The organism is Pseudomonas sp. SJZ077, assembly GCF_007993905.1.
Taxonomy (GTDB): Bacteria; Pseudomonadota; Gammaproteobacteria; order Pseudomonadales; family Pseudomonadaceae; genus Aquipseudomonas; species Aquipseudomonas mandelii.
In genome coordinates this window covers 61,535-82,195 of the sequence record NZ_VIUJ01000015.1, presented here as the reverse complement: position 1 = coordinate 82,195, position 20,661 = coordinate 61,535, and the positions used below count along the sequence as shown (strand labels likewise).

16 protein-coding genes are annotated in these 20,661 nt (G+C 60.4%); 9 read left to right on the top strand and 7 right to left on the bottom strand.

Going from position 1 to position 20,661, the window contains the following annotated elements:
- Positions 1–43 precede the first annotated feature (43 nt).
- Positions 44–2,884 (bottom strand): cation-translocating P-type ATPase, encoded by a 2,841-nt coding sequence (locus FBY01_RS21465; protein ID WP_256664458.1) that lies wholly within the window; start codon positions 2,882–2,884, stop codon positions 44–46.
- A 210-nt stretch (positions 2,885–3,094) separates the two neighbouring features.
- Between FBY01_RS21465 and FBY01_RS21460 the strand changes: the two genes are divergently transcribed.
- From FBY01_RS21460 to FBY01_RS21450, 3 genes are all read left to right on the top strand, one after another.
- Complete coding sequence (locus FBY01_RS21460; RefSeq protein WP_145309435.1) at positions 3,095–4,162, top strand: ArsO family NAD(P)H-dependent flavin-containing monooxygenase; 1,068 nt, start codon at positions 3,095–3,097, stop codon at positions 4,160–4,162.
- Between the two features lie 206 nt (positions 4,163–4,368).
- The gene (arcD, locus tag FBY01_RS21455; RefSeq protein ID WP_077749859.1) at positions 4,369–5,862 is read left to right on the top strand and encodes an arginine-ornithine antiporter; all 1,494 of its coding nucleotides are present in this window, start codon (positions 4,369–4,371) and stop codon (positions 5,860–5,862) included.
- 84 nt (positions 5,863–5,946) lie between these two features.
- Positions 5,947–6,489 carry an Hsp20/alpha crystallin family protein gene (locus FBY01_RS21450; RefSeq protein WP_010459321.1) on the top strand — a complete coding sequence of 181 codons (543 nt, stop codon included), beginning with the start codon at positions 5,947–5,949 and terminating at the stop codon, positions 6,487–6,489.
- A 53-nt stretch (positions 6,490–6,542) separates the two neighbouring features.
- Here FBY01_RS21450 and FBY01_RS21445 read toward each other — a convergent pair whose 3' ends face one another.
- Together FBY01_RS21445 and FBY01_RS21440 are read right to left on the bottom strand one after the other, a co-directional pair.
- On the bottom strand, positions 6,543–7,931 hold the full coding sequence (locus FBY01_RS21445; protein ID WP_169857274.1) for an MBL fold metallo-hydrolase RNA specificity domain-containing protein: 1,389 nt from the start codon (positions 7,929–7,931) through the stop codon (positions 6,543–6,545).
- A gap of 96 nt (positions 7,932–8,027) precedes the next feature.
- A complete protein-coding gene (locus FBY01_RS21440) occupies positions 8,028–8,948 on the bottom strand; it encodes a universal stress protein (protein ID WP_145309437.1) in 921 nt (306 codons plus the stop codon).
- A gap of 303 nt (positions 8,949–9,251) precedes the next feature.
- Here FBY01_RS21440 and ftsH point away from each other — a divergent pair, with 303 nt between their 5' ends.
- Together ftsH and FBY01_RS21430 are read left to right on the top strand one after the other, a co-directional pair.
- Positions 9,252–11,096 carry an ATP-dependent zinc metalloprotease FtsH gene (gene ftsH, locus FBY01_RS21435; protein ID WP_010459316.1) on the top strand — a complete coding sequence of 615 codons (1,845 nt, stop codon included), beginning with the start codon at positions 9,252–9,254 and terminating at the stop codon, positions 11,094–11,096.
- A 9-nt stretch (positions 11,097–11,105) separates the two neighbouring features.
- Positions 11,106–11,531: a potassium channel family protein gene (locus tag FBY01_RS21430; protein ID WP_083377031.1), complete on the top strand. Its 426-nt coding sequence runs from the start codon at positions 11,106–11,108 to the stop codon at positions 11,529–11,531.
- Between the two features lie 33 nt (positions 11,532–11,564).
- On the opposite strand, the gene FBY01_RS21425 is transcribed toward FBY01_RS21430, so the two are convergent.
- On the bottom strand, positions 11,565–12,449 hold the full coding sequence (locus tag FBY01_RS21425; protein ID WP_077749857.1) for a universal stress protein: 885 nt from the start codon (positions 12,447–12,449) through the stop codon (positions 11,565–11,567).
- 52 nt (positions 12,450–12,501) lie between these two features.
- Complete coding sequence (locus tag FBY01_RS21420) at positions 12,502–14,874, bottom strand: phosphoketolase (RefSeq protein ID WP_145309440.1); 2,373 nt, start codon at positions 14,872–14,874, stop codon at positions 12,502–12,504.
- Between the two features lie 251 nt (positions 14,875–15,125).
- Between FBY01_RS21420 and fnr the strand changes: the two genes are divergently transcribed.
- Positions 15,126–15,869, top strand: coding sequence for a fumarate/nitrate reduction transcriptional regulator Fnr (gene fnr / locus FBY01_RS21415; protein WP_102593859.1), 744 nt, complete (start codon positions 15,126–15,128; stop codon positions 15,867–15,869).
- 23 nt (positions 15,870–15,892) lie between these two features.
- Positions 15,893–16,876, top strand: coding sequence for a zinc-dependent alcohol dehydrogenase family protein (locus tag FBY01_RS21410; protein WP_083377034.1), 984 nt, complete (start codon positions 15,893–15,895; stop codon positions 16,874–16,876).
- Here the strand turns inward: FBY01_RS21410 and FBY01_RS21405 are convergent.
- A complete protein-coding gene (locus FBY01_RS21405; protein WP_010459308.1) occupies positions 16,866–17,777 on the bottom strand; it encodes a universal stress protein in 912 nt (303 codons plus the stop codon). The genes FBY01_RS21410 and FBY01_RS21405 overlap by 11 nt on opposite strands.
- A 228-nt stretch (positions 17,778–18,005) precedes the next feature.
- Here FBY01_RS21405 and FBY01_RS21400 point away from each other — a divergent pair, with 228 nt between their 5' ends.
- Positions 18,006–18,569 (top strand): GNAT family N-acetyltransferase, encoded by a 564-nt coding sequence (locus FBY01_RS21400; RefSeq protein ID WP_077749854.1) that lies wholly within the window; start codon positions 18,006–18,008, stop codon positions 18,567–18,569.
- A 53-nt stretch (positions 18,570–18,622) separates the two neighbouring features.
- On the opposite strand, the gene FBY01_RS21395 is transcribed toward FBY01_RS21400, so the two are convergent.
- Complete coding sequence (locus FBY01_RS21395; protein WP_145309442.1) at positions 18,623–19,546, bottom strand: universal stress protein; 924 nt, start codon at positions 19,544–19,546, stop codon at positions 18,623–18,625.
- A 211-nt stretch (positions 19,547–19,757) separates the two neighbouring features.
- On the opposite strand from FBY01_RS21395, the gene FBY01_RS21390 reads away from it, so the two are divergent.
- Positions 19,758–20,657 carry a diguanylate cyclase domain-containing protein gene (locus FBY01_RS21390; protein WP_145309444.1) on the top strand — a complete coding sequence of 300 codons (900 nt, stop codon included), beginning with the start codon at positions 19,758–19,760 and terminating at the stop codon, positions 20,655–20,657.
- Positions 20,658–20,661 lie beyond the last annotated feature (4 nt).

The following is a 20,661-nucleotide window of genomic DNA, read 5'->3' as shown; positions in this document are numbered from 1 at the left end:
ATCAAAACAATGACGCCGATCAGCAAATGCCGTTTGATCTTGATCAACTTGAGTGCAGTTGTGTCCTGTCTTCTCGTCTTGCACGGTGCCAATGCCTGCACAGCTTGCGCAACTCGCTGAACCAGAAGACCAGGCTCGCCATTGCCAGACAAAGGCCCCACTGGCTGAGCGTCAATGCACTCGTGCCGAACGCCTTGTTGAGTGGCGCCCAGTGCACCACTGCAATCTGCAAGACCATGGCCAGGACGATGGCGCCCCAGAGCCATCGATTGGCGAACAGGCCGATAAACGCACTGGTTGATTCAGAGCGCGCGTTCAACGCGTTAAACAGCTGCGCCAAAACAAGGACGGTAAAAGCGCCCGTGCGTGCTTCCTCCAGCGACGCATCCCCCGGTATCAACCCTCCCGGCAGCATCCAGTCGACCGTTAACAAACTCGCCAATGCCATGACCAGCCCCACCTCGAACACCCCCACCCACATGCGTGTGTCGATGATTCGGTCCGAAGGCTTGCGCGGGCTGCGTGTCATGACATCCTCGCTATGCGGATCAAGGCCCATGGCGATGGCCGGTGCCGCATCCGTGACCAGGTTGATCCACAGAATCTGCGTGGCCAGCAGCGGCAGGATGATCCCGCCGTTCTCATCCACCAGGCCGATGACGCTGGCCCCCACAACGGCGAGAAACACCGTCAGCACTTCGCCCATATTGGAAGACAGCAAGTAACGAAGAAACTTGCGGATATTGTCCAGAATCCCGCGGCCTTCGCGCACGGCCAATACGATGGTCGCGAAGTTATCATCGGCCAGGATCATCTTTCCCGCCTGCTTGGTCACCTCCGTTCCGGTGATGCCCATGGCAATGCCGATGTCGGCTGACTTCAGTGCCGGAGCGTCATTCACACCATCACCGGTCATCGCCACCACATGCCCCTGCGCTTGCAGCGCATCGACAATCCGCAACTTATGCGAGGGCGCCACACGGGCATAGACCGAGGTCGACCGGACCGCCTCGGCCAGGGCCGCATCGTCCAGCTTATCCAGATCGGCCCCGGTCAACGCCCCGGCACCGGCCTGGATGATGCCCAGATCCTCGGCGATGCGCGCTGCCGTTCGCGGATGGTCACCGGTGATCATAATGATGCGGATGCCTGCCCGATGGGCTTCGGCAATGGCCGGCGCGACCTCTTCACGCGGCGGGTCACTGATGCCGACCGTACCGATGAAAACAAGGCCGGCCTCAAGGGGTTCACCGCTCGTGACCTCCTCGCCAGCGGCCAAGGGACGGTACGCCACGGAAAGCGTGCGCAATCCCACGCCCGACAACTCATTCACATCAGCCACGGCTTTTGCACGCAGGTCGTCGGTGAGTGGCACGACATCCATGCCGACCTGGACTTGTGTGCAATGCTGGAGGAGCACATCGGGCGCGCCCTTGCTGATCAGCAGTCGCTCGTCGTTGTGCTCATGATCGATGACCAGGGCCGACATCATTTTTCGATCAGAGGTAAAGGGTATTTCAGCCACACGCTCGAAGCGGTTCACGCTGCGTGCCGGCGCATCGAGCTTGCGCTCCGCCACCAGAAAGGCACCCTCGGTCGGATCGCCTTGAACCACCCAGGTGCCGTCTTCCTGCTGCGCCAGCACGGCATTGCCAGCCAGGCTGCCGCCGCGCAATAACAGCACGTTTTCGCTGTGCACTGGCCCCCCACTCAGGGGCAGGTCCTGGTGATGAATCTGCCCTTGCGGGGCGTAGCCGACACCGCTGACCACTCCTTTACCCGACGCAGTCATGGTTTGCTGGATGGTCATTTCGGAACGGGTCAGCGTGCCGGTCTTGTCGGTACAGATGACCGATGCAGACCCCAGGGTCTCCACTGAAGACAGTCGCTTGATGATGGCTTTGCTGCGCGCCATGCGCAGCATGCCGAAGGCGAGCACCAATGACAGAACGGCAGGCAGCCCCTCTGGCACCGCCGCCACCGCCAGGGACACACCCAGCAGCAAAACCCGCAGCACATCGTCGACCGTCTGAATGTCAGTGAGCATCAGCACGGCCACGACGACCACCGTAGCGATCACCAGAACCGCAATGCCGAGCATCCGCCCTATGGCGCGCACTTCCTTTTGCAGAGGTGTGACCTCTTCGGGCGTGACATCCAGCAGATGAGCGATGGCCCCGACTTCAGTCGCCATACCGACCGCCGTGACCATGCCGACTCCCGTCCCCTGGGCGATGGCTGTGCCCTTGAAAATCATATTGGCGCGCTCTGCCAAAGGCACCTCGGTGCTTGAACACGCGGTATTTTTCGACACCGCTTCACTCTCTCCGGTCAGTGACGCTTCCAGCACGCGCAATTCATTGGCCTGGATGAGGCGAGCATCGGCGCCCACCGAATCGCCCTCGGATAAGACCAGCAGGTCACCGATCACCAGTTGCTGACTGGGGATTCGCGTCAGGGCCCCGTCGCGGATGACGGAAGAAGAGGTCTGGGTCAGGTTGGCCAACGCCGCAACAGCTCGCTGTGAGCGGGTTTCCTGGAAAAACCCCAGCAACGCATTAGCCAGCACGATCAGCGTGATCACCAACGCATCGACCGGCCATTCCTGACGGTCCATCAGCAACCAGGTGGCCAGGGTGATGCCCACCGCGACAAGCAGCAGGTACACCAGCGGATCTTGAAACTGCCGCAGAAGATAATGCCAGGCGGGCTTGACCGGTTGGGTCCGTAACTCATTGGGTCCGTCACGACTCAGACGGGCCTGGGCTTGCGCGCTGGACAAGCCCACGCGCAGATCAGCGTCCAGCTCGCGGACAAGCGTTTCGACGTCTTCGAGGTGGGGAGAAACGATACGGCGTTTACCACTCTCAACTGCGCGATTCATTTGATCCCCTTTTACAACGGAGCGTGCGCCGTTGATCCATTGATAGCGTAACGAACGCGAATGCACCGAAATGATAGGTGACGATAACCGGTTGAGTGCGTTGTGCAGCATTCCCTGAATGAGCCGCTGCATTAATCGCTTGAGCAACATCAACAAATAGCCGATCCGCATCGGGTATCTTGGCGTGACTTTGCGCCCTGAGGATTCGCCATGCCTTCTACCCCCACCGAAGTGGACGTCGCAATTATCGGCGGTGGCCAGTCCGCACTCGCCGTGGCTTACTTTCTGCGCCGAACAGGGCGTTCGTTTGTGATTATTGATGCCGAAGCCGGGCCGGGCGGCGCCTGGCGGCACGGTTGGCATTCCCTGCGACTGTTTTCACCCTCGACCTGGAGCTCCATCGCCGGCTGGATGATGCCGCCGGTCACGGACGGCTACCCAAGCCGCGACAACGTCCTCGATTACCTGCGCGAGTATGAGCAACGCTACCAGTTCCCTACCGCGCGGCCCTATTGGGTGAACGCTATTGAACGCCGGGATAATCGGCTGCTCGTCAAGACCGATAGCCTTAGCTGGCTGGCCCGCACGGTGGTTAGCGCGACAGGCACCTGGCGCCATCCCTTCCTGCCGCACTACCCCGGCAGTGAAACCTTTACCGGCCAGCAAGTGCATTCGGCCCACTACGTCGACGCCAAGCCGTTTGCCGGCAAAAAAGTCCTGGTGGTGGGCGGCGGCAACTCCGGTGCCCAGATCCTCGCTGAAGTCTCGCAAGTGGCGGACGCCACCTGGGTCACGCCGCAGCCGCCACAGTTTCTCGCCGATGACGTCGATGGCCGAGTGCTGTTCGAACGCGCCACCGAACGCTGGAAAGCCCAACTCGCCGGCACCGTCATTGAACAACCGGTCGGTGGCTTGGGCGATATCGTGATGGTGCCGCCCGTCGTCGAAGCCCGGGAGCGCGGTGTATTGCACGCGGTCCGGCCGTTTCTGCGCCTTACCGACACCGGCGTGGAGTGGGCCGACGGCTCGCAAACGCCGGTCGACGCGGTGATCTGGTGCACCGGTTTCCGCCCTGCCCTCGGCTATCTGGGATCACTGGGCGTGTGCACCGCCGATGGGCGCGTGGCCGTCGAAGGCACGCATTCCATACAAGAGCCGCGCTTGTGGCTGGTGGGCTATGGCGACTGGACCGGCGCCGCTTCCGCGACACTGATTGGCGTCACGCGCACAGCACGCAGCACCGTGGAAGAAATCGACAGATTTTTAACCGAACATTGAATCCAGGGGTGATCGCCGCGATGGGGCGATTCATCCCCCCAGGGTCCTTCGTTAATAACTCGCCGACGCCGGCAAAACTGTTTCCCCTGTCTCTGACTTAAATCAAAGACGGGCAGCCCGTTCACGCCGACATTTAGAGCCAGTATTCGCACCAGCGCATTCGCGGTGAGTGCAGAGGACTCTCGTCTCGTCTCGTGGAGGCTGACATGGCTACCCAACTGCAAGGCACTCAACCGATCATCCCACCGACGGTCCCCCATCCGTTGGCGGGCAGCTTGCGAAAGGTCGAGCCCAAACGACTTTCCCTGAGTTTGCTGATCGCTCTGGTGGTCGGTTCGATGATCGGCAGCGGTATTTTCAGTCTGCCGCAGAACATGGCGGCCAGTGCCGGAGCCGGGGCGATTCTGATTGGCTGGCTGATTACCGGCGTCGGCATGCTGTCACTGGCCCTGGTCTACCAGACCTTGTCCAACCGCCAGCCGGCCTTGGACAACGGCGTGTTTGCCTATGCCCGCGCCCTGGGCGGCGAATTCCTCGGCTTCAATTCCGCCTGGGGCTACTGGATCAGCGCCTGGATCGGCAACGTCAGTTACCTGGTGATTCTGTTCGCGGCGCTGAGTTACTTCTTCCCGCTGTTTGGTGAAGGCAATAACAAAGCGGCCATTGCCGGGGCGTCCGTGGTGCTGTGGTCGTTGCACTGGATGATCCTCAGGGGCATGCGCACCGCGGCGCGGGCCAACGCGTTGACGACGATCGCCAAAATTGTGCCGTTGCTGCTGTTTATCGGCCTGGTGATCGCGGCCTTTCAGAAAGAAACCTTCTCGGTCGACTTCTGGGGTTCGTCGGCACTGGGCAGCACGCTTGATCAAGTCAAAAGCACCATGCTGGTCACCGTGTGGGTGTTCATCGGGATCGAGGGCGCCAACGTGTTTTCCGCCCGAGCCGCAGAACGGGCCAACGTCGGTCGTGCCACGGTCATCGGTTTTGTCATCACCCTGTTGCTGCTGATCGCGGTGTCCCTGTTGTCGCTGGGCATTCTCAGACAGCCAGAACTGGCGGCGCTGAAAAACCCGTCGATGGCTGGCGTGCTTGAGGCGGCGGCCGGGCCATGGGGCGCGGTGCTGATCAGCATCGGCTTGATCATTTCGGTGGGCGGTGCCCTGCTCGCCTGGACGCTGCTGGCAGCCGAATCGGTGTTCACACCGGCCAAGGAAAACGTCATGCCGGGGACACTCGCCGTGGAGAACACCCAAGGCGTGCCGGCCCATGCGCTGTGGATCACCAACGGCTGCATTCAACTGTTCCTGTTGCTGACGCTGTATTCGAGCGCCACTTACCTCGCGCTGATTTCCCTGGCCACGTCGATGATTCTGCTGCCGTACCTGTTCAGCGGTCTGTACGCGCTGAAATTGACCTGGCAGGGCCAGACCTACGCCGGTCACAGGGGCCTGCAACTGCGCGACATGGCCATCGCCCTGGTCGCCACGCTGTATTGCACGTGGCTGCTGTATGCCGCCGGGCCTAAATACATGCTGCTCAGCGCGTTGCTTTACGCCCCCGGCTCGTTGATTTACCTGGTCACGATGAAGTCTCGCCAGGGCCAACCGCTCAGCGGCCCTGAAACCGGGCTGTTAATCATCATCTGGACGGCAGCCGCCTTTGCCGGGTGGATGCTGTGGTCCGGGACGCTGGCCTTGTAACGCAAGGGACTGCTGAGTGTTTTCCGGGTGGAATGCAGCGAGGGATGTTCAGTCCACCCTTCAATCCCAAGAGGAGTATTGAAAATGAGCAATTCCGTGAAAAAAATGCCGATAAAGACTGAGGAAAAAGGGAATCAGCCCTCCGTCACGACAGACCTTTGGAGACCTCTGGAAAAACTCCGGCAGCAGGTCGATCAACTGTTCTCGGACTTTGGTCACGGCCGGGGGCTATCCCCCTTCAGTCGTGGGCTGTTCGATGTCGAGCCTTTATGGTCGCAGGAGTTGACGGTCCCCAGCCTGCCGGCCGTGGACATCACCGAGAAAGACAAAAGCTACGAAATCACCGCCGAACTGCCCGGCATGGATCAGAAAAACATTGAGATCAAACTGTCCAACGGCAGCCTGATCATCAAAGGGGAAAAGAAAGAAGACAAGGAGGAAAAACGCAAAGGCTATCACCTCAGTGAGCGCCATTACGGCTCCTTCGAACGGGTGTTCAGCTTGCCCAAAGGCGTCGATGCCGAGAAGATCGACGCGAGTTTCAGCAAAGGCGTGCTGAGCATCTCGCTGCCGAAAAAGCCTGACGCGATGAAAGCGGACAAAGTCGTGCCGATCAAGGGCGAGTAAGTCCCGAGCAGCCCTCGCCCCCTGGCCGGAAAACCGGCCAGGGGGCTTTTTTATCAGGACGATGAACTTGAAGATGGATCGATGGGTGTGAGCTCGACGCTGTCACGGTACTCCGGCACCGACACCGACCAGCCCAGCTCCAGGCTGATGCGCCGGCGCAAGACATCCGAGGCATTGGGCTCGCCGTGTACCACATAGGTGTGTTTCGGCGGCCGCTTGAACCCGCGCAACCACTCGATGATCTCGTCGGCGTCAGCGTGCGCCGACAGGGTTTCCATCGGCACCACCTCGGCCCGGATTGGCACCTCCTTGCCGTGGATACGCACCGAAGGCGCACCGGCGATGATCTGCGCACCGCGGGTGCCGCCGGCCTGAAAGCCCGGGATCAGCAGGGTATTGAGCGGATTGGGCGCCAGTGCCTTGAGGTGGTGCAGCACCCGTCCTCCGGTCGCCATGCCGCTGGCTGCGATGATCACTGCCGGGGTGCGTTGCTGATCCAACTCGATCGAGTCACGGGTCGCCCGCACAAAATGCGTGCCCTGGCACATGCCTTCGCAGTCCTCCAGCGACAACCGGTGCTCACTGCGAAAACGCTGATACAAGCGCGTGACATCCGTCGCCATGGGGCTGTTGAGGTAGATCGGCAGGTCCGGGATCGCGTGCTGCTGTTTGAGTCGGTACAAGTGATACATCAACAATTGCGCTCGCCCGACCGCAAACGAGGGCACCAGGGTGATGCCATGGCGCAACGCGGTGCGGGTGATGACCTCGGCCAGTTGCTTCTCCGGCGACTCTTCAGGGTGCCGACGGTCACCGTAGGTCGACTCTATGAGCAGGTAATCGGTCTGTTCGATGGTTTCGGGGGCGAACATCAACGGATCGTTCGGCCGCCCCAGGTCCCCGGAACACACCAGCGTGATGCCATCGGCGACGATTTCAACGGTCGCGGCGCCCAGGATATGCCCGGCCCCGCGCAACAGAATACTGAGCCCCGGAACAATCGTGACCCGGTGATGCAACTCAACCGGATGCAACAGCTTCAGTGCGCGTTCGGCGTCCTGCTCGGTATAAAGCGGCAACGCCGGGGCGTGTTTTGAAAAGCCGTGTCGATTGGCGAATTCGGCCTCTTCTTCCTGCAAGCGACCACTGTCTCGCAGCAGGATTTTGACCAATTCACAGGTGGCGGGCGTGGCATACACCGGGCCGCGATAACCATTGCGCGCCAGCACCGGCAAGTAGCCGCTGTGATCCAGATGGGCATGGGTCAGCACGATGGCCTGGAGGTCGCGAACCGGCAGCTGGAAAGGGTCCCAGTTGTGCAAGCGCAGTTGCTTGTAGCCCTGGAACAAACCGCAATCGATCAGCACATGTTGATCGCGATGCTCCAGCAAGTACTTGCTGCCCGTGACGGTGCCCGCAGCACCAAGAAATGTCATTCGCATGGCCGTCTCCTTGAACATTCATGGAAGCGCTATTGATCGCTCCTTTCGGCTCCAGGGCAGTTGATTTTTATCAACTGTGGCGCAACGGGTGGCCGTTCACTCGAGCCAGGGGCGTGGCTTGACGAACATCAAACTGCACGGTGCGCGGTTCAATACGCTCTCGGCGGTACTGCCGATGAACCGGTCAACCCCATGGCTATAGGCCGTCCCCAGCACCACCATGTCGAATGCGTGCCGTTTGGCGAACAACCCGATGACTTTGTGCGGAATGCCGGTCAGCAGGTGTCGGTGTTGTCTGTCGATGCCATAGCGTTCGGCAAGCGCCTCAAAGGCCTCTTCCTGCGCATCGTTGACCGCGTCTCTGAGGCTGTCATTCAGACTCAGCGTCGGCACACTCATCGTTGCGTCGCCCACCACCGACCAGCTGCTGACGTTGAGCAGTTGCAAGGTTGAGCCACAGGAGGCCGCCAGCGTCGAGGCCAGGTCGAGAATCCGGTCGTTGAGACCCTGCGTCAGTTCCTCCAGATGGGACAGATCGATGACCGCAAGAATGTTCAACGGCTTGGGATTCCTGGCCTCGGTGACCAAATGCAAATGGGACGAGCAGTCGCGCAGCAACAGCCAGTCCAGTGGCCGATGGAACGCGCGGTCGAGTGCCGGTACATGGTGGGTGTCCTTGATCACCAGGTCCGGATGGAAATCGTTGACGTACTCAAGCACGTTCGCCCGGCTGGATTTGGCCCAGACCACTTCAGTGGTCACTTGCAACCCGATGCACCGCTGGAACCGGGCCTGCTGCTCCAGCCAGTGACGGTGCACTTGCAAATAGCCTTCCCGCGCCTGAGCCATCGCATCGTGGTCAAACAGTCCGGCAACCGCCAGCACCTGCACATAGTCGAAGGCAACGATGTGCAGCAAAGCACCGGTGGCACAGGCCAGTGCATGTGCGCGGTCGAATGCCGGGGTGCGGACCATCTCGGAAGGGGCAATCAATAAGATACGTTTGATATTCAGCATCACCTACCTCGTCCTGGGATCGACCTATTGCCTTACCGCAAACCCGATTCCTGTCGGCGTTTGTGCAGCTCTACAGGCTGATGGCGGCTGGAAAGCTGTTGTTTGAGTATCAGGCGTTATCCCGTGGTGGCTCTGATCTTTGTCAACTAATGGAAGGCTTTCGGCGGGCGTCCCCATCGACTTCGGGCGCACAGAAGCATTGTTGATTTAACTCAATGATTTTTTGTCGCTCAGGCGTAGAAAACACTGACCAGACTCACGGTTGCGCCATCCCCGCCGCGGCCCCTTCTCTGAGCCACGTCCATGAAAAAAACCCACCAATGGAACCTGTCTTACTTCGCCATCGCGTTTGTCGTGCTGACCCTCGTTCAGTTTTTGTTTATCGAACGGCGTGTGGTGCAGAGCATTCCGTACAGTCAGTTCCTGCAACTGCTGAGCGAACAAAAAGTCAGCGATTTGCGGATCGAGAAGGACCAGATCAGCGGCAAGCTTCAAGAGCCCATCGACGGACGCCTGCAGTTCTCGACGGTGCGGGTCGATCCAGCACTGGCGAGCGACCTCGCGCATTCAGGTGTCGGCTTTACCGGCATCAATGAAAATACTTTCCTGAGTGGCCTGCTGGGCTGGCTGTTGCCCTTTGTGCTGATCATGGTGGTCTGGCATTTCCTGTTTCGCGGGCTGGCGGAAAAACAAGGCATGGGCGGGCTGATGAGCATTGGCAAGTCCCGCGCCAAAGTGTTCGTCCAGCGCGATACCGGGGTGACCTTCGCCGATGTCGCCGGCATCGATGAAGCCAAGGCCGAACTGGTGGAAATCGTTTCATTCCTCAAGGACAAGGCCAAATACTCACGCCTGGGTGCGCACATTCCCAAGGGTACGTTGCTGGTCGGCCCGCCCGGCACTGGCAAGACGCTGGTGGCTAAAGCGATCGCCGGTGAAGCCGGTGTGCCGTTCTTCTCGATCTCGGGGTCTGAGTTCGTCGAAATGTTCGTCGGCGTCGGCGCCGCCCGCGTGCACGACTTGTTCGAACAGGCTCGGGAAGCGGCGCCCTGTATCATTTTCATCGACGAACTGGATGCCTTAGGCAAAATGCGTGGCGTCGGTGCATTTGGCGGCAATGATGAAAAAGAACAAACCCTCAATCAATTACTTGCCGAACTGGACGGATTCGATCCGCGTGAAGGCGTCGTTCTACTTGCCGCGACCAATCGCCCGGAAATTCTCGACCCCGCCCTGCTGCGAGCGGGTCGGATCGATCGCCAGCTGCTGATTGATCGCCCAGACCGCAAAGGCCGTCAGGCCATCCTCAAGGTTCATCTTCAAAAAATCGTCGTGGAACCCACGCTGGATAGCGAGCAGATTGCCGACATCACCACGGGCTTCACGGGCGCTGACCTGGCCAACCTGGTCAACGAAGCGGCCATCGTCGCTACGCGTCGCGGCGCTGATGCGGTCAATCTTGCAGACTTCACCGCAGCGGTGGAACGCATTGTCGCCGGGGTCGAGCGCAAGAGCAGCGTGTTGCGTGCCGACGAGCGTCAGGTGGTGGCCTATCACGAGATGGGGCATGCCCTGGCCGCCAGCAGTCTGCCGGCCATGGACCCCGTGCATAAAGTCTCGATTGTGCCCCGGGCCATTGGCTCGCTGGGCTATACATTGCAGCGCCCCACTGAAGATCACTTCCTCATCAGCTGCCAGATGCTCAAGGACCGGATTGCCGTGCTGATGGCCGGTCGAGCCGCCGAATTCCTTGCTTATGGCCAGATCTCCACCGGCGCGGCCGACGACCTGGCCCGCGCCACCGATATTGCTCGTCAATTGCTCACCCGGTTTGGCATGAGTGCCGAACTGGGTCTGGCAGTGCTGGAGCGAAAAACGGCCACCTACCTTGGCGACAGCATGCAGGGCGTCAGTGAGAAAGACTATTCGGAACAAACCGCCAGGGAGATCGACCTGGGCATCCGTGCCCTGCTCGACGAAGCCTACACCCGAGCCAAAGCGTTGCTGCAGAGCCGCCGCACCGATCTGGACGCCGGGGCCCGTCTCTTGCTGGAGAAAGAAACCTTGACCCCTGAAGAGTTCCCCCCGCTTCAGCCCATGAAGCCGGTCCTGACACTCCCCCTCGCCGTGACACTGCGCGATCGCTAGAGGTTCGCCATGCTGGCAGTCACGCTGATCAATACACTGGTGGTGATCATCGTCGTGATCATCCACTACGAATGCCTGTTACGCCTGAACGACTGGCTGCCCCGCCTGAGACTCTGGAGCCGCTTCAGGATCGTCGTCGGGGTATTCGGGGCCCTGTTTGCCCACGCAACAGAAGTCTGGTGCTTCGCACTGGTCTATTACCTGATGGTGCGTTCCGGCGAATGGGGCACCTTGACCGGTAACTTCGATGGCTCGTTCATGGACTGCGTGTACTTTTCCTTCACCACCTACACGACCATCGGCTTCGGCGATATTTCACCGGTGGGCAACCTCAAATACCTGACCGGCCTGCAAGCCTTGACCGGTCTGGTACTCATCACCTGGACGGCGTCCTTCCTGTTTCTTGAAATGCAGAAGTACTGGAAGCGCAAATAGCCGGCCCGAAGGCACGCAGCCCTCCCGGGGCCTCTAGACCGCCAGCACGTTGCACGGCACCTGATACAAAATGTGCTCGGTGGTGCTGCCCAGGAGCTTGTCGACGCCGGAGGACTGGACCTTGCCCATCACGATCACATCCACCTCGTGTTCGTGGGCAAATTCACTCAACGCCTTGACCGGATGGCCGGACACCAGGTGACGACGATCCGCAGGCACACCGTATTGGCCGGCGAGTTTCACGAAGGCTTGCTGCAGGTCCTTGCGCAGTGCTTTGGTCAGGTCCGCCAGGGTCAATCCATCCATGTCCGCCAGAAAGGCCGCCGAAATGTCACAGGCGTACAGCAAATGCAATTCGGCATCGCACTGGATGGCCAGGCTGTTGGCCTGCCTGATGATGCGGTCGTTCAGCGTATTGTCGGGGGACTCGGTGTCGGACACTTCCACCGCGGCCACGATCTTGCGCGGCCAGCCGTCGCCGCGCCCGCCCACCAGATACACCGGCATCGGACAGTGGCGCAGCAAGTACCAATCCAGCGGGGTGAAAAAGGCGCGCTTGAGCGCTGACTCGTGCTGCACCTGCTTGATCAACAGGTCGGGCTGCATTTCCGTGACATGATCGAGGATGTCTTGCTCCATATCCTCGGCCCAGGCCACCTCCGTGGTCGCATCGATGCCCTCGCAACGCAGCGTCTCGGCCTGCACCTGGAGCCAATCACGATGGTCTTGCAGGTAGCGCTGACGGGCCTGTTCCCGATCACCTTCCTCCAGCAGCGACAACAATTTGAACGAAGGAATGAAAGCGGCGATATGCAGGCTCGCGCCGCTGGCCCTGGCCAATGCCGCCGCGTGTTTGATCGCCGGGGAATGGCGCAGGGCCGGGTTGATGATGAGTAACAAGCGTTGATACTGGCTCATGATGTGACTCCCGTCAGGTGAACATTCGACACGCACCGCGGCGCGGCAAGACTCAGGGATTTGCCGGCGTCCATTGCCAGTTCAGCACCTCGGGCATGTCTTGCCCGTGTTCGATGAGGTAGAGCTTGTGCCGCTCCATCGTCGACCAGTAGCGCGACCGCTCGGTTTGCAGCTGATCGCGCAGACGCGGCACCCGCTCGACAACGTCCAGCGCCAGTTGATACCGATCCAGATTGTTGATTACCGCCATGTCGAACGGGGTGGTGGTCGCGCCCTCCTCCTTGAAGCCCCGGACGTGGAAATTGTCATGATTGGTGCGTTTGTAGAGCAGGCGGTGGATCAGCGCGGGATAACCGTGGAAGGCGAAAATCACCGGTTTGTCGACGGTGAACAGCTCATCAAACGCCGAGTCCGACATCCCGTGGGGATGCTGATAGGACGGCTGCAACACCATCAAGTCGACCACATTGACCACCCTCACCCGCAAGTCCGGCACGTACTCGCGCAACAGCGTCACGGCGGCCAGGGTTTCGAGGGTCGGCACGTCACCGGCGCAGGCCATGACCACGTCGGGGTCGTCATCGTTCTGGCTGGCCCACCCCCAGCGACCAACGCCGGCCTGGCAATGGCAAATGGCGGCATCGATGTCCAGCCACTGCCATTCCGGTTGTTTGCCCGCGACGATGACGTTGATGTAATTGCAGCTCTTGAGGCAATGGTCAGCCACCGACAACAGGCAATTGGCGTCGGGCGGCAGGTAGATGCGCACCACGTCCGATTTTTTGTTCGCCACCAGATCGATGAACCCGGGGTCCTGATGGGAGAAGCCGTTATGGTCCTGACGCCAGACATGGGAGGTCAGCAAATAATTGAGCGAAGCAATCGGTTTGCGCCACGGCACTTCGCTGGCGGTTTTCAGCCATTTGGCGTGCTGATTGACCATCGAATCGACGATATGGATGAACGCCTCGTAACAGGACAGCAGGCCATGTCGCCCGGTCAGCAGATAGCCTTCGAGCCAGCCCTCGCACACCTGTTCGCTGAGGATTTCCATGACCCGGCCATCGGCGGCCAAATGGTTGTCGTCCGCCTCCAGTGGCGCCATCCATGTCTTGGCGCTGACCTCATAGACCGCGTCCAGCCGGTTCGAGGCGGTTTCATCCGGGCCGAACAGGCGAAAATTGTTCGAGGCCAGGCTGTTTTTCATCACGTCGCGCAAAAACGTGCCCAAGACGCGCGTGGCCTCGGCGCGCAGGCTGCCGGGAGCCTCGAGTTTCACCGCGTAGTCGGCAAATCGCGGCAGGTCCAGCGGTCGCAACAACGCGCCGCCGTTGCCATGGGGATTGGCACTCATGCGCCGATGCCCCGTCGGTGCCAGCGCCGCGATGTCGGGCAACAACGCGCCATTGGCATCAAATAGCTCATCGGGACGGTAACTGTGGAGCCATTCCTCCAGTTGCCGCAGATGGATCGGTTGCTGGAAATCGGCCAAGGGCACCTGATGCGCACGGCAGGTGCCTTCGACACGATGGCCATCGACGAATTTCGGCCCGGTCCAGCCTTTGGGGGTGCGCAACACCAACATCGGCCAAAGCGGCCGCTCTGGCGCCCCGGATGACCGAGGCTGGCGTGCTTCGCGCTGAATCTCGCGGATTTTCAGCACCATCGTGTCCAGCGTTTGGGCCAGGGCCTGATGCACCTGCGCCGGCTCATCACCTTCAACGAAATACGGGTCGTAGCCATAGCCATACATCAGGGCCGACAGCTCATCCTCGCTGATTCTGGCCAGCACCGTGGGGTTCGCGATTTTGTAACCATTGAGGTGCAGGATCGGCAATACCGCCCCGTCACGCGCCGGATTGAGAAACTTGTTGGAGTGCCAGCTCGCCGCCAGCGTGCCGGTTTCGGCTTCACCGTCGCCAATCACGCAGGCGACGATCAAATCGGGATTATCGAACGCCGCGCCATAGGCGTGGGCCAGGCTGTAACCGAGTTCGCCGCCTTCATGGATCGAACCCGGAATCTGCGCCGACACATGGCTGGAGATTCCGTAAGGCCAGGAAAACTGCCGGAAAAGACAAACCAGGCCGTTGGTGTCGCGCTCCACCGAGGGGTAACACTCGGTATAGGTGCCTTCCAGGTAAGTCTGCGCCACCACGGCGGGGCCGCCGTGACCAGGCCCTGCGACGAACAGCATGTTCAAGTCGTACTGTTTGATCAGCCGGTTGAGGTGCGTATAGATCAGGTTCAGCCCCGGCGTTGTGCCCCAGTGACCGAGCAAACGCGGCTTGATGTGCGCCAGGGTCAAAGGCTGGTGCAGCAGCGGGTTGTCCTTGAGGTAGATCTGCCCGACGGCCAGGTAATTGGATGCCCGCCAATAGGCGTCCAGCCCCTCCAGTTGCTCATCACTCAGGAAATCGCTCATGAAGTTCTCCGTAAAAGGTCCGACCGGCCGGCAATCCTTGACCAATTCTGGGAGTCTGGAACGCTCGGGACTTGATTTACATCAAGTATCGCCGTCGGCGCTCAAGTTGAAGGGCGTTGAAATGCCATGAAAATCAAACCGTAAGGGACGGTTTTCCCGTTCGTCTATTACCCCGTCAAACGCCCGAATGAAGCTCCTCCCCGATGGCTCACCAACTATGCTTAAACCACTCCCAGATGGCGTCCGCCCCCATGCCTGAAATTCGTCCCCTGCAAGTTCATCACCTCAAGTCTGCGTGTTCCAGCTGCAGTGTGTTGGAGTTGTGTCTTCCCATTGGCATGACCGGAGAGGAGGTCGAACGGCTCGATACGCTGATCGTGCAACGCTTCAAAGTCAAAAAGGGCGCCGCGCTGTACCGCACCGGTGACCCTCTGCGTTCGCTTTACGCAGTGCGTATCGGCTCATTCAAGACCTGCGTGGTGTCCGTCGATGGCCGTGAACAAGTCACCGGGTTTCACATACCCGGCGAAATGCTCGGTCTGGATGCCATCAGTGCCGATGCGCACGCTTGCACGGCGTTTGCCCTGGAGGACAGCGAAGTCTGCCCCATTCACTTTGCGCAGCTGGAAAAACTGGCGCAAACCCTGCCGTCGTTGCAGCACAACCTCAACCGGCTGCTGAGCCGCGAAATCGTGCGCGATCACAGCATGCTGATGTTGATGGGCAACATGAACTCTGATGAGCGCCTGGCGGCTTTTTTGCTGAACCTGTCCCAACGGTTCAGCATCCGTGGCTATTCATCCAAGGAGTTCGTGCTGAAAATGCGTCGCGAAGAAATCGGCTCCTATCTTGGGCTACGCCTGGAAACCATTTGCCGGGGCATTGCGCACCTGCGGGACCAAGGGCTGGTGGAAATCGCCGGCCGCGACGTCAAGATCCAGGACATGGAAGGGCTCAAGCAGATGGTCGCCGGCTGTCATCGCCAACCTCGCTGATTTCGCCCGCCTGGAGCTTCGTCATGCGCGCCATGGTTCTGACTATTCCCGGCCAACCGTTGCAATTGCAAGAACGTCCCATCCCGATACCTGGCCCACATCAATTGCTGCTTAAAGTGCTCGCCTGCGGCGTATGCCGCACCGACCTGCACCTGGTGGACGGTGAATTGCCGCAAGCCGTGCTGCCACGGGTACCCGGCCATGAAATCGTCGGCGAAGTCACGGCGGTGGGCAGCGAGGTCGCGCCCGACTGGATCGGCCGGCGGGTCGGCGTTCCGTGGCTGGGCTGGACCTGCGGTGAATGCGCGTTCTGTACTTCGGGCCGGGAAAACCTTTGCGACCACGCGCAGTTCACCGGTTGTCACCTGGACGGCGGTTATGCCGAGTACACCGTGGCCGACCAGCGTTTCTGTTTCCCCATTCCCGAGGTGCTCTCGGACCTCCAGGCCGCGCCATTGCTGTGTGCCGGGCTGATCGGCTTTCGCGCGTTGCAAATGGCCAAGGGCGCTCGGCACCTGGGCCTTTATGGCTTTGGGGCCGCCGCGCATCTGGCGATTCAAGTGGCGCGGGGCCGGGGGCAACGGGTATCGGCCTTCACTCGACCTGAGGACAGCGAAGGCCAGGCCTATGCCCGGTCACTGGGCGCCGAGTGGGCCGGCCCGTCGGACCAGCCTCCGCCGCACCTGCTCGATGCCAGCCTGATTTTCGCCCCCGTCGGTGCGCTGGTGCCGCTGGCACTGGCCGTCACTGCCAAGGGCGGCTGCGTGATTTGCGCCGGTATTCACATGAGCGACATCCCCGCGTTCCCTTATCGGCTGCTGTGGGGCGAACGCAGCGTGCGTTCGGTGGCCAACCTGACCCGTGAAGACGGCACCGCGTTTTTCGAAGAACTGCAACACACGCCAGTGCATTGCGACGTCACCCGTTTTGCCCTGGAAGACGCCAACCAGGCGCTCGCCTGTTTGCGGGCCGGGCAGTTCAAGGGTGCCATCGTGCTCACCCCCTGACGTTCGACCTGACGGCCAGAATGCTGCCCGGCACCGAGTACAGCGCCCGCTCGGTGTTACTGCCGATCAACCGGTCGATCCCCACTCTGTGCTCCGTGCCCATCACCACCACATCCGCCAGGTAGTGCTCGACGAATTCACTGATCACCGGCACGGGCAGGCCCATCACGAAATGCCGCCGCTCTGGCGGTACACCGTAGCGATCCGCCAGGGCGACAAAGGCCTGGTGCAAGGATTGGCGCAGCTCCTCGATTAAATCCACGTCCCAGCCACCGCTGGCCAACGGCGCATCGCCGTTGAACGCCGGTGACAAGTCGTAGGCGTAAAGCAGGTGCAGCGGAGCGTCGCATTGCAGGGCCAGGGCGTTCGCGGTCTGGATGATCGTGTCATTCAAGCCATTGATTTGCGTCGACGGGTCGAACGGGTCCACCGCCGCCACGACCCGGTGCGGCAAGCCGTAACGCGCCTGGTTGACCAAGTGCACGGGCACCGAGCACTCGCGCAGCAAGTGACAATCGAGCGGTGTGATGAACACCCGTTTGAGCAACGGCTCGAAGGTGACATCCTTGATCAGCAGATCCGGCTTGAAGTCTTCGACCGTTCGCAGAATATCCAGCAGCGGATGGGTGGTGAACACCACCTCGACCGTTGCGTCCAGCCCCATCTCATTGAGCCGTTCGACTTCATCGGCGGCCCAACGACGGTAGCGGCGCAAATAGCCCTGATAGCGTGCGTCGTCGATTTTGTCTTCCCACACATGCACCACCGGCGCCGGCTCGACAAAGGCCCGCACCGCCAGTTCGGCCCCGCTCGCCCTGGCCAGCGCGACGGCCCGCAACATGGCGGGGGACTGATGCAGGGTTTGGTCGGCGATCAGCAACAAACGTTGATATTGGCCCATCACACACCTCGGCTCGACACCGGTCATCAAACGCCGGCAAGTGTCCAAGACTGCGCTCCTCGCCCCCTCCTCCCGCTTGATTTACATCAAACATGAGCCAATCAACGCCTGCCGTCGCGACTCTCTGATCCAGATCAGATTCAGGCGCCGCCAACGGCGTAGAAAGGAAGTCACCGAACGGCTCGTCATCGTGCCGCACACCTTTCAAACCGGATGGAGGAATACCCCATGCTGACTGTCAAAGACCACAATGACCGAGCCGCTGCGGCCTATGCCGCCGTCACCGGCAAATACTGGATCGAAGCGCTCAAGGACGGGCGTCATGTGCTGATCCGGCCACTGGCGGAAAAAGACCGCGAACGTGAACGCGCGTTTATCAAGCGCCTGTCGCCCGAGTCCCGGCATATGCGCTTTCTCGCACAAATCAACGAACCCGGCACGGCGATGCTCGACCAGCTGATGGACACCGATAACAAACAGCGCACGGCTTTCATTGCGCTGGTCCACGAAAATGGCCAACTGATCGAGATCGGTGTCAGCCGCTATGCCGCTACGGGGGAACATGAATGTGAATGCGCCGTGACCGTCGCCGATGAATGGATGCACCTGGGCCTGGGCACCTTGTTGATGGAGCATTTGATCAAAGCCGCGCGCAAGAACGGTTTCCGCCAGATGTATTCGGTGGACGCCGCCAGCAACACGCCGATGCGTGACCTGGCCAAAGCGCTGGGTTTCGAAACACACAACGATCCTGATGACACGCGTCAGGTCATTCACCGTCTAGCCCTGTAAAAAATCGTCCCGCGATGTTCAGGCCAACGGTTCATCGCGGGACGATCCAGCCTTCAGGATTGTAAAACCCGGCCCGGCTTGATGGCCAATACGCTGCAAGGCGCCCGATGCAACAGTTGCTCGGCCGTGGTCCCCAACAGCTTGTTCAGCCCCTTGTGCTGCACCGTCCCCATCACGATGATATCGGTGCGGTGCTCAGCAGCAAAATCACAAATGCTCGTCAGCGGCGCGCCCTCGATGAAATGGCGATTTTGCGGCGCTACCCCGTGGCGTTCGGCAATCGCCGCAAACGCTTCGTGCTGGGCGCTGCCCAGGGTTTCATAAATCCCGACGGCCAATGGCAGCGCGCCAAAGCCAATGTCCTGGGCATACACGGCCGTCCAGTCATACACATGCACCAGCTCAAGGGTTGCACCACACACGGAGGCCAGCTTCGCTGCGGCGTCGATGATCTGGTCGTTGAACACGTGGTCCTGGTCCTCGCTGCGCAACACATCGATGATGGCCAGCACGTTGTGCGGCTTAGGGTTGACGGCGTTGGTCACCAGGTGCACCGGCACCGGGCAATCGCGCAACAACTGCCAGTCCAGCGGCGTGAAAAACACGCGCTTCAAGGCTGACTCTTCCTGCGCATCCTTGATGATCAACGCCAAGGACATCTCGTTGACGAAATGCAGGATCTCCTCATACGGATGCTGCACCCAGACCACCTCGCTGGTGACCTCGACGCCATGCTTTCTCATCAGCGCGGCTTGCTCGGCGAGCCATTCCCGATGGGTTTGCAAATACCCGTCACGGGCCAGGCTGATCTGTTCGGGGGCGAACAACCCCGCCACCGCCAGGGCCTGCAAATAATCGAAGGCGACGATGTGCAAGGGCATCTGCATGGCCAGCGACAACGCGGCGGCACGGTCGAAGGCGGGCGTGTGGGTCATGTTTTGGGGAGCGATTAACAGTAAACGCTGAGTCTGCGACATGGGGCACCTCGGCACGTGGTCGTTTCAATGGAATGAACAGGTATTCAGAGTGAGCGTTCCTGCTTCGGGCAACTTGATCTTTATCAGCTATAACGCGCGTTTTTGATGCCCGTTGCGTCCGTAAAAGTTGATTTTGATCAACAGATTCCCGGCCCCTTCCTCTTAGCCTGAATCAAGGCCTGATGCGTCCAGGGCTACATGGGAGGGGGCAATGATCGATTATGACCAGCAGGTGTTGGCAAGAGCATGGGACGCTGCGACTAACCCGGTGTTGATCACCGAGCGCACGGGATGCATCGTCTGGATCAATAATGCGTTCTGCCGCTTGAGCGGCTATTCCAAGCCGGAACTGGTGGGGAAAACCCCGCACCTGCTGTCTTCGGGTCGACAAAGTTCCACCTTCTACCGTGACCTGTGGCTGACGATTCTGGCGGGCCTGCCCTGGCAGGGCGAAATGGTCGAGCGACGCAAGGACGGCGCCAGCTGCACGGTCAATCAGATCATCACCCCCGTGCTCGACCCTCATGGCGTGGTGACGCATTTCATCGCCATCCTGCACAATTTCAAGGTCACGGATGAAGAACGCGCCAACATGCAGCAACTGGCGTTCCATGACGCCCTGACTGGATTGCCCAACCGCAGTCTGTTTCTGAACCTGCTCAATCAGGCGATCAACCACGCCACCAAACACCAGCAGCCACTGGCGTTGATGTTTATCGACCTGGACCACTTCAAATCGGTCAACGACACGTTGGGACACGCCTGTGGCGACAAGCTGCTGGTGGCCGTCGCCGAGCGCCTGGGCCAGTCCGTGCGCAGGTCTGACGTGGTCGCTCGCTTGAGTGGCGACGAGTTCGCAATCCTGATCACGTGCATGGAACAAGCCGACCAGCTTGAAGCCCTGGCCAACAAGCTGATCGCCGCGATCGGTGAGCCGTTCATGATCGATGCGCACCGCGTCAACACGGCCATCAGCGTCGGGATCAGCCTGTTTCCTGCCAATGGCGCGAGTGTCGAAGACCTGCTCGAACAGGCTGACGGGGCCATGTACCTGGCCAAGCGAGCCGGTGGTAACGCCTGCCGCTTCAAACGACTGTCGCCCGATGACTAGATCG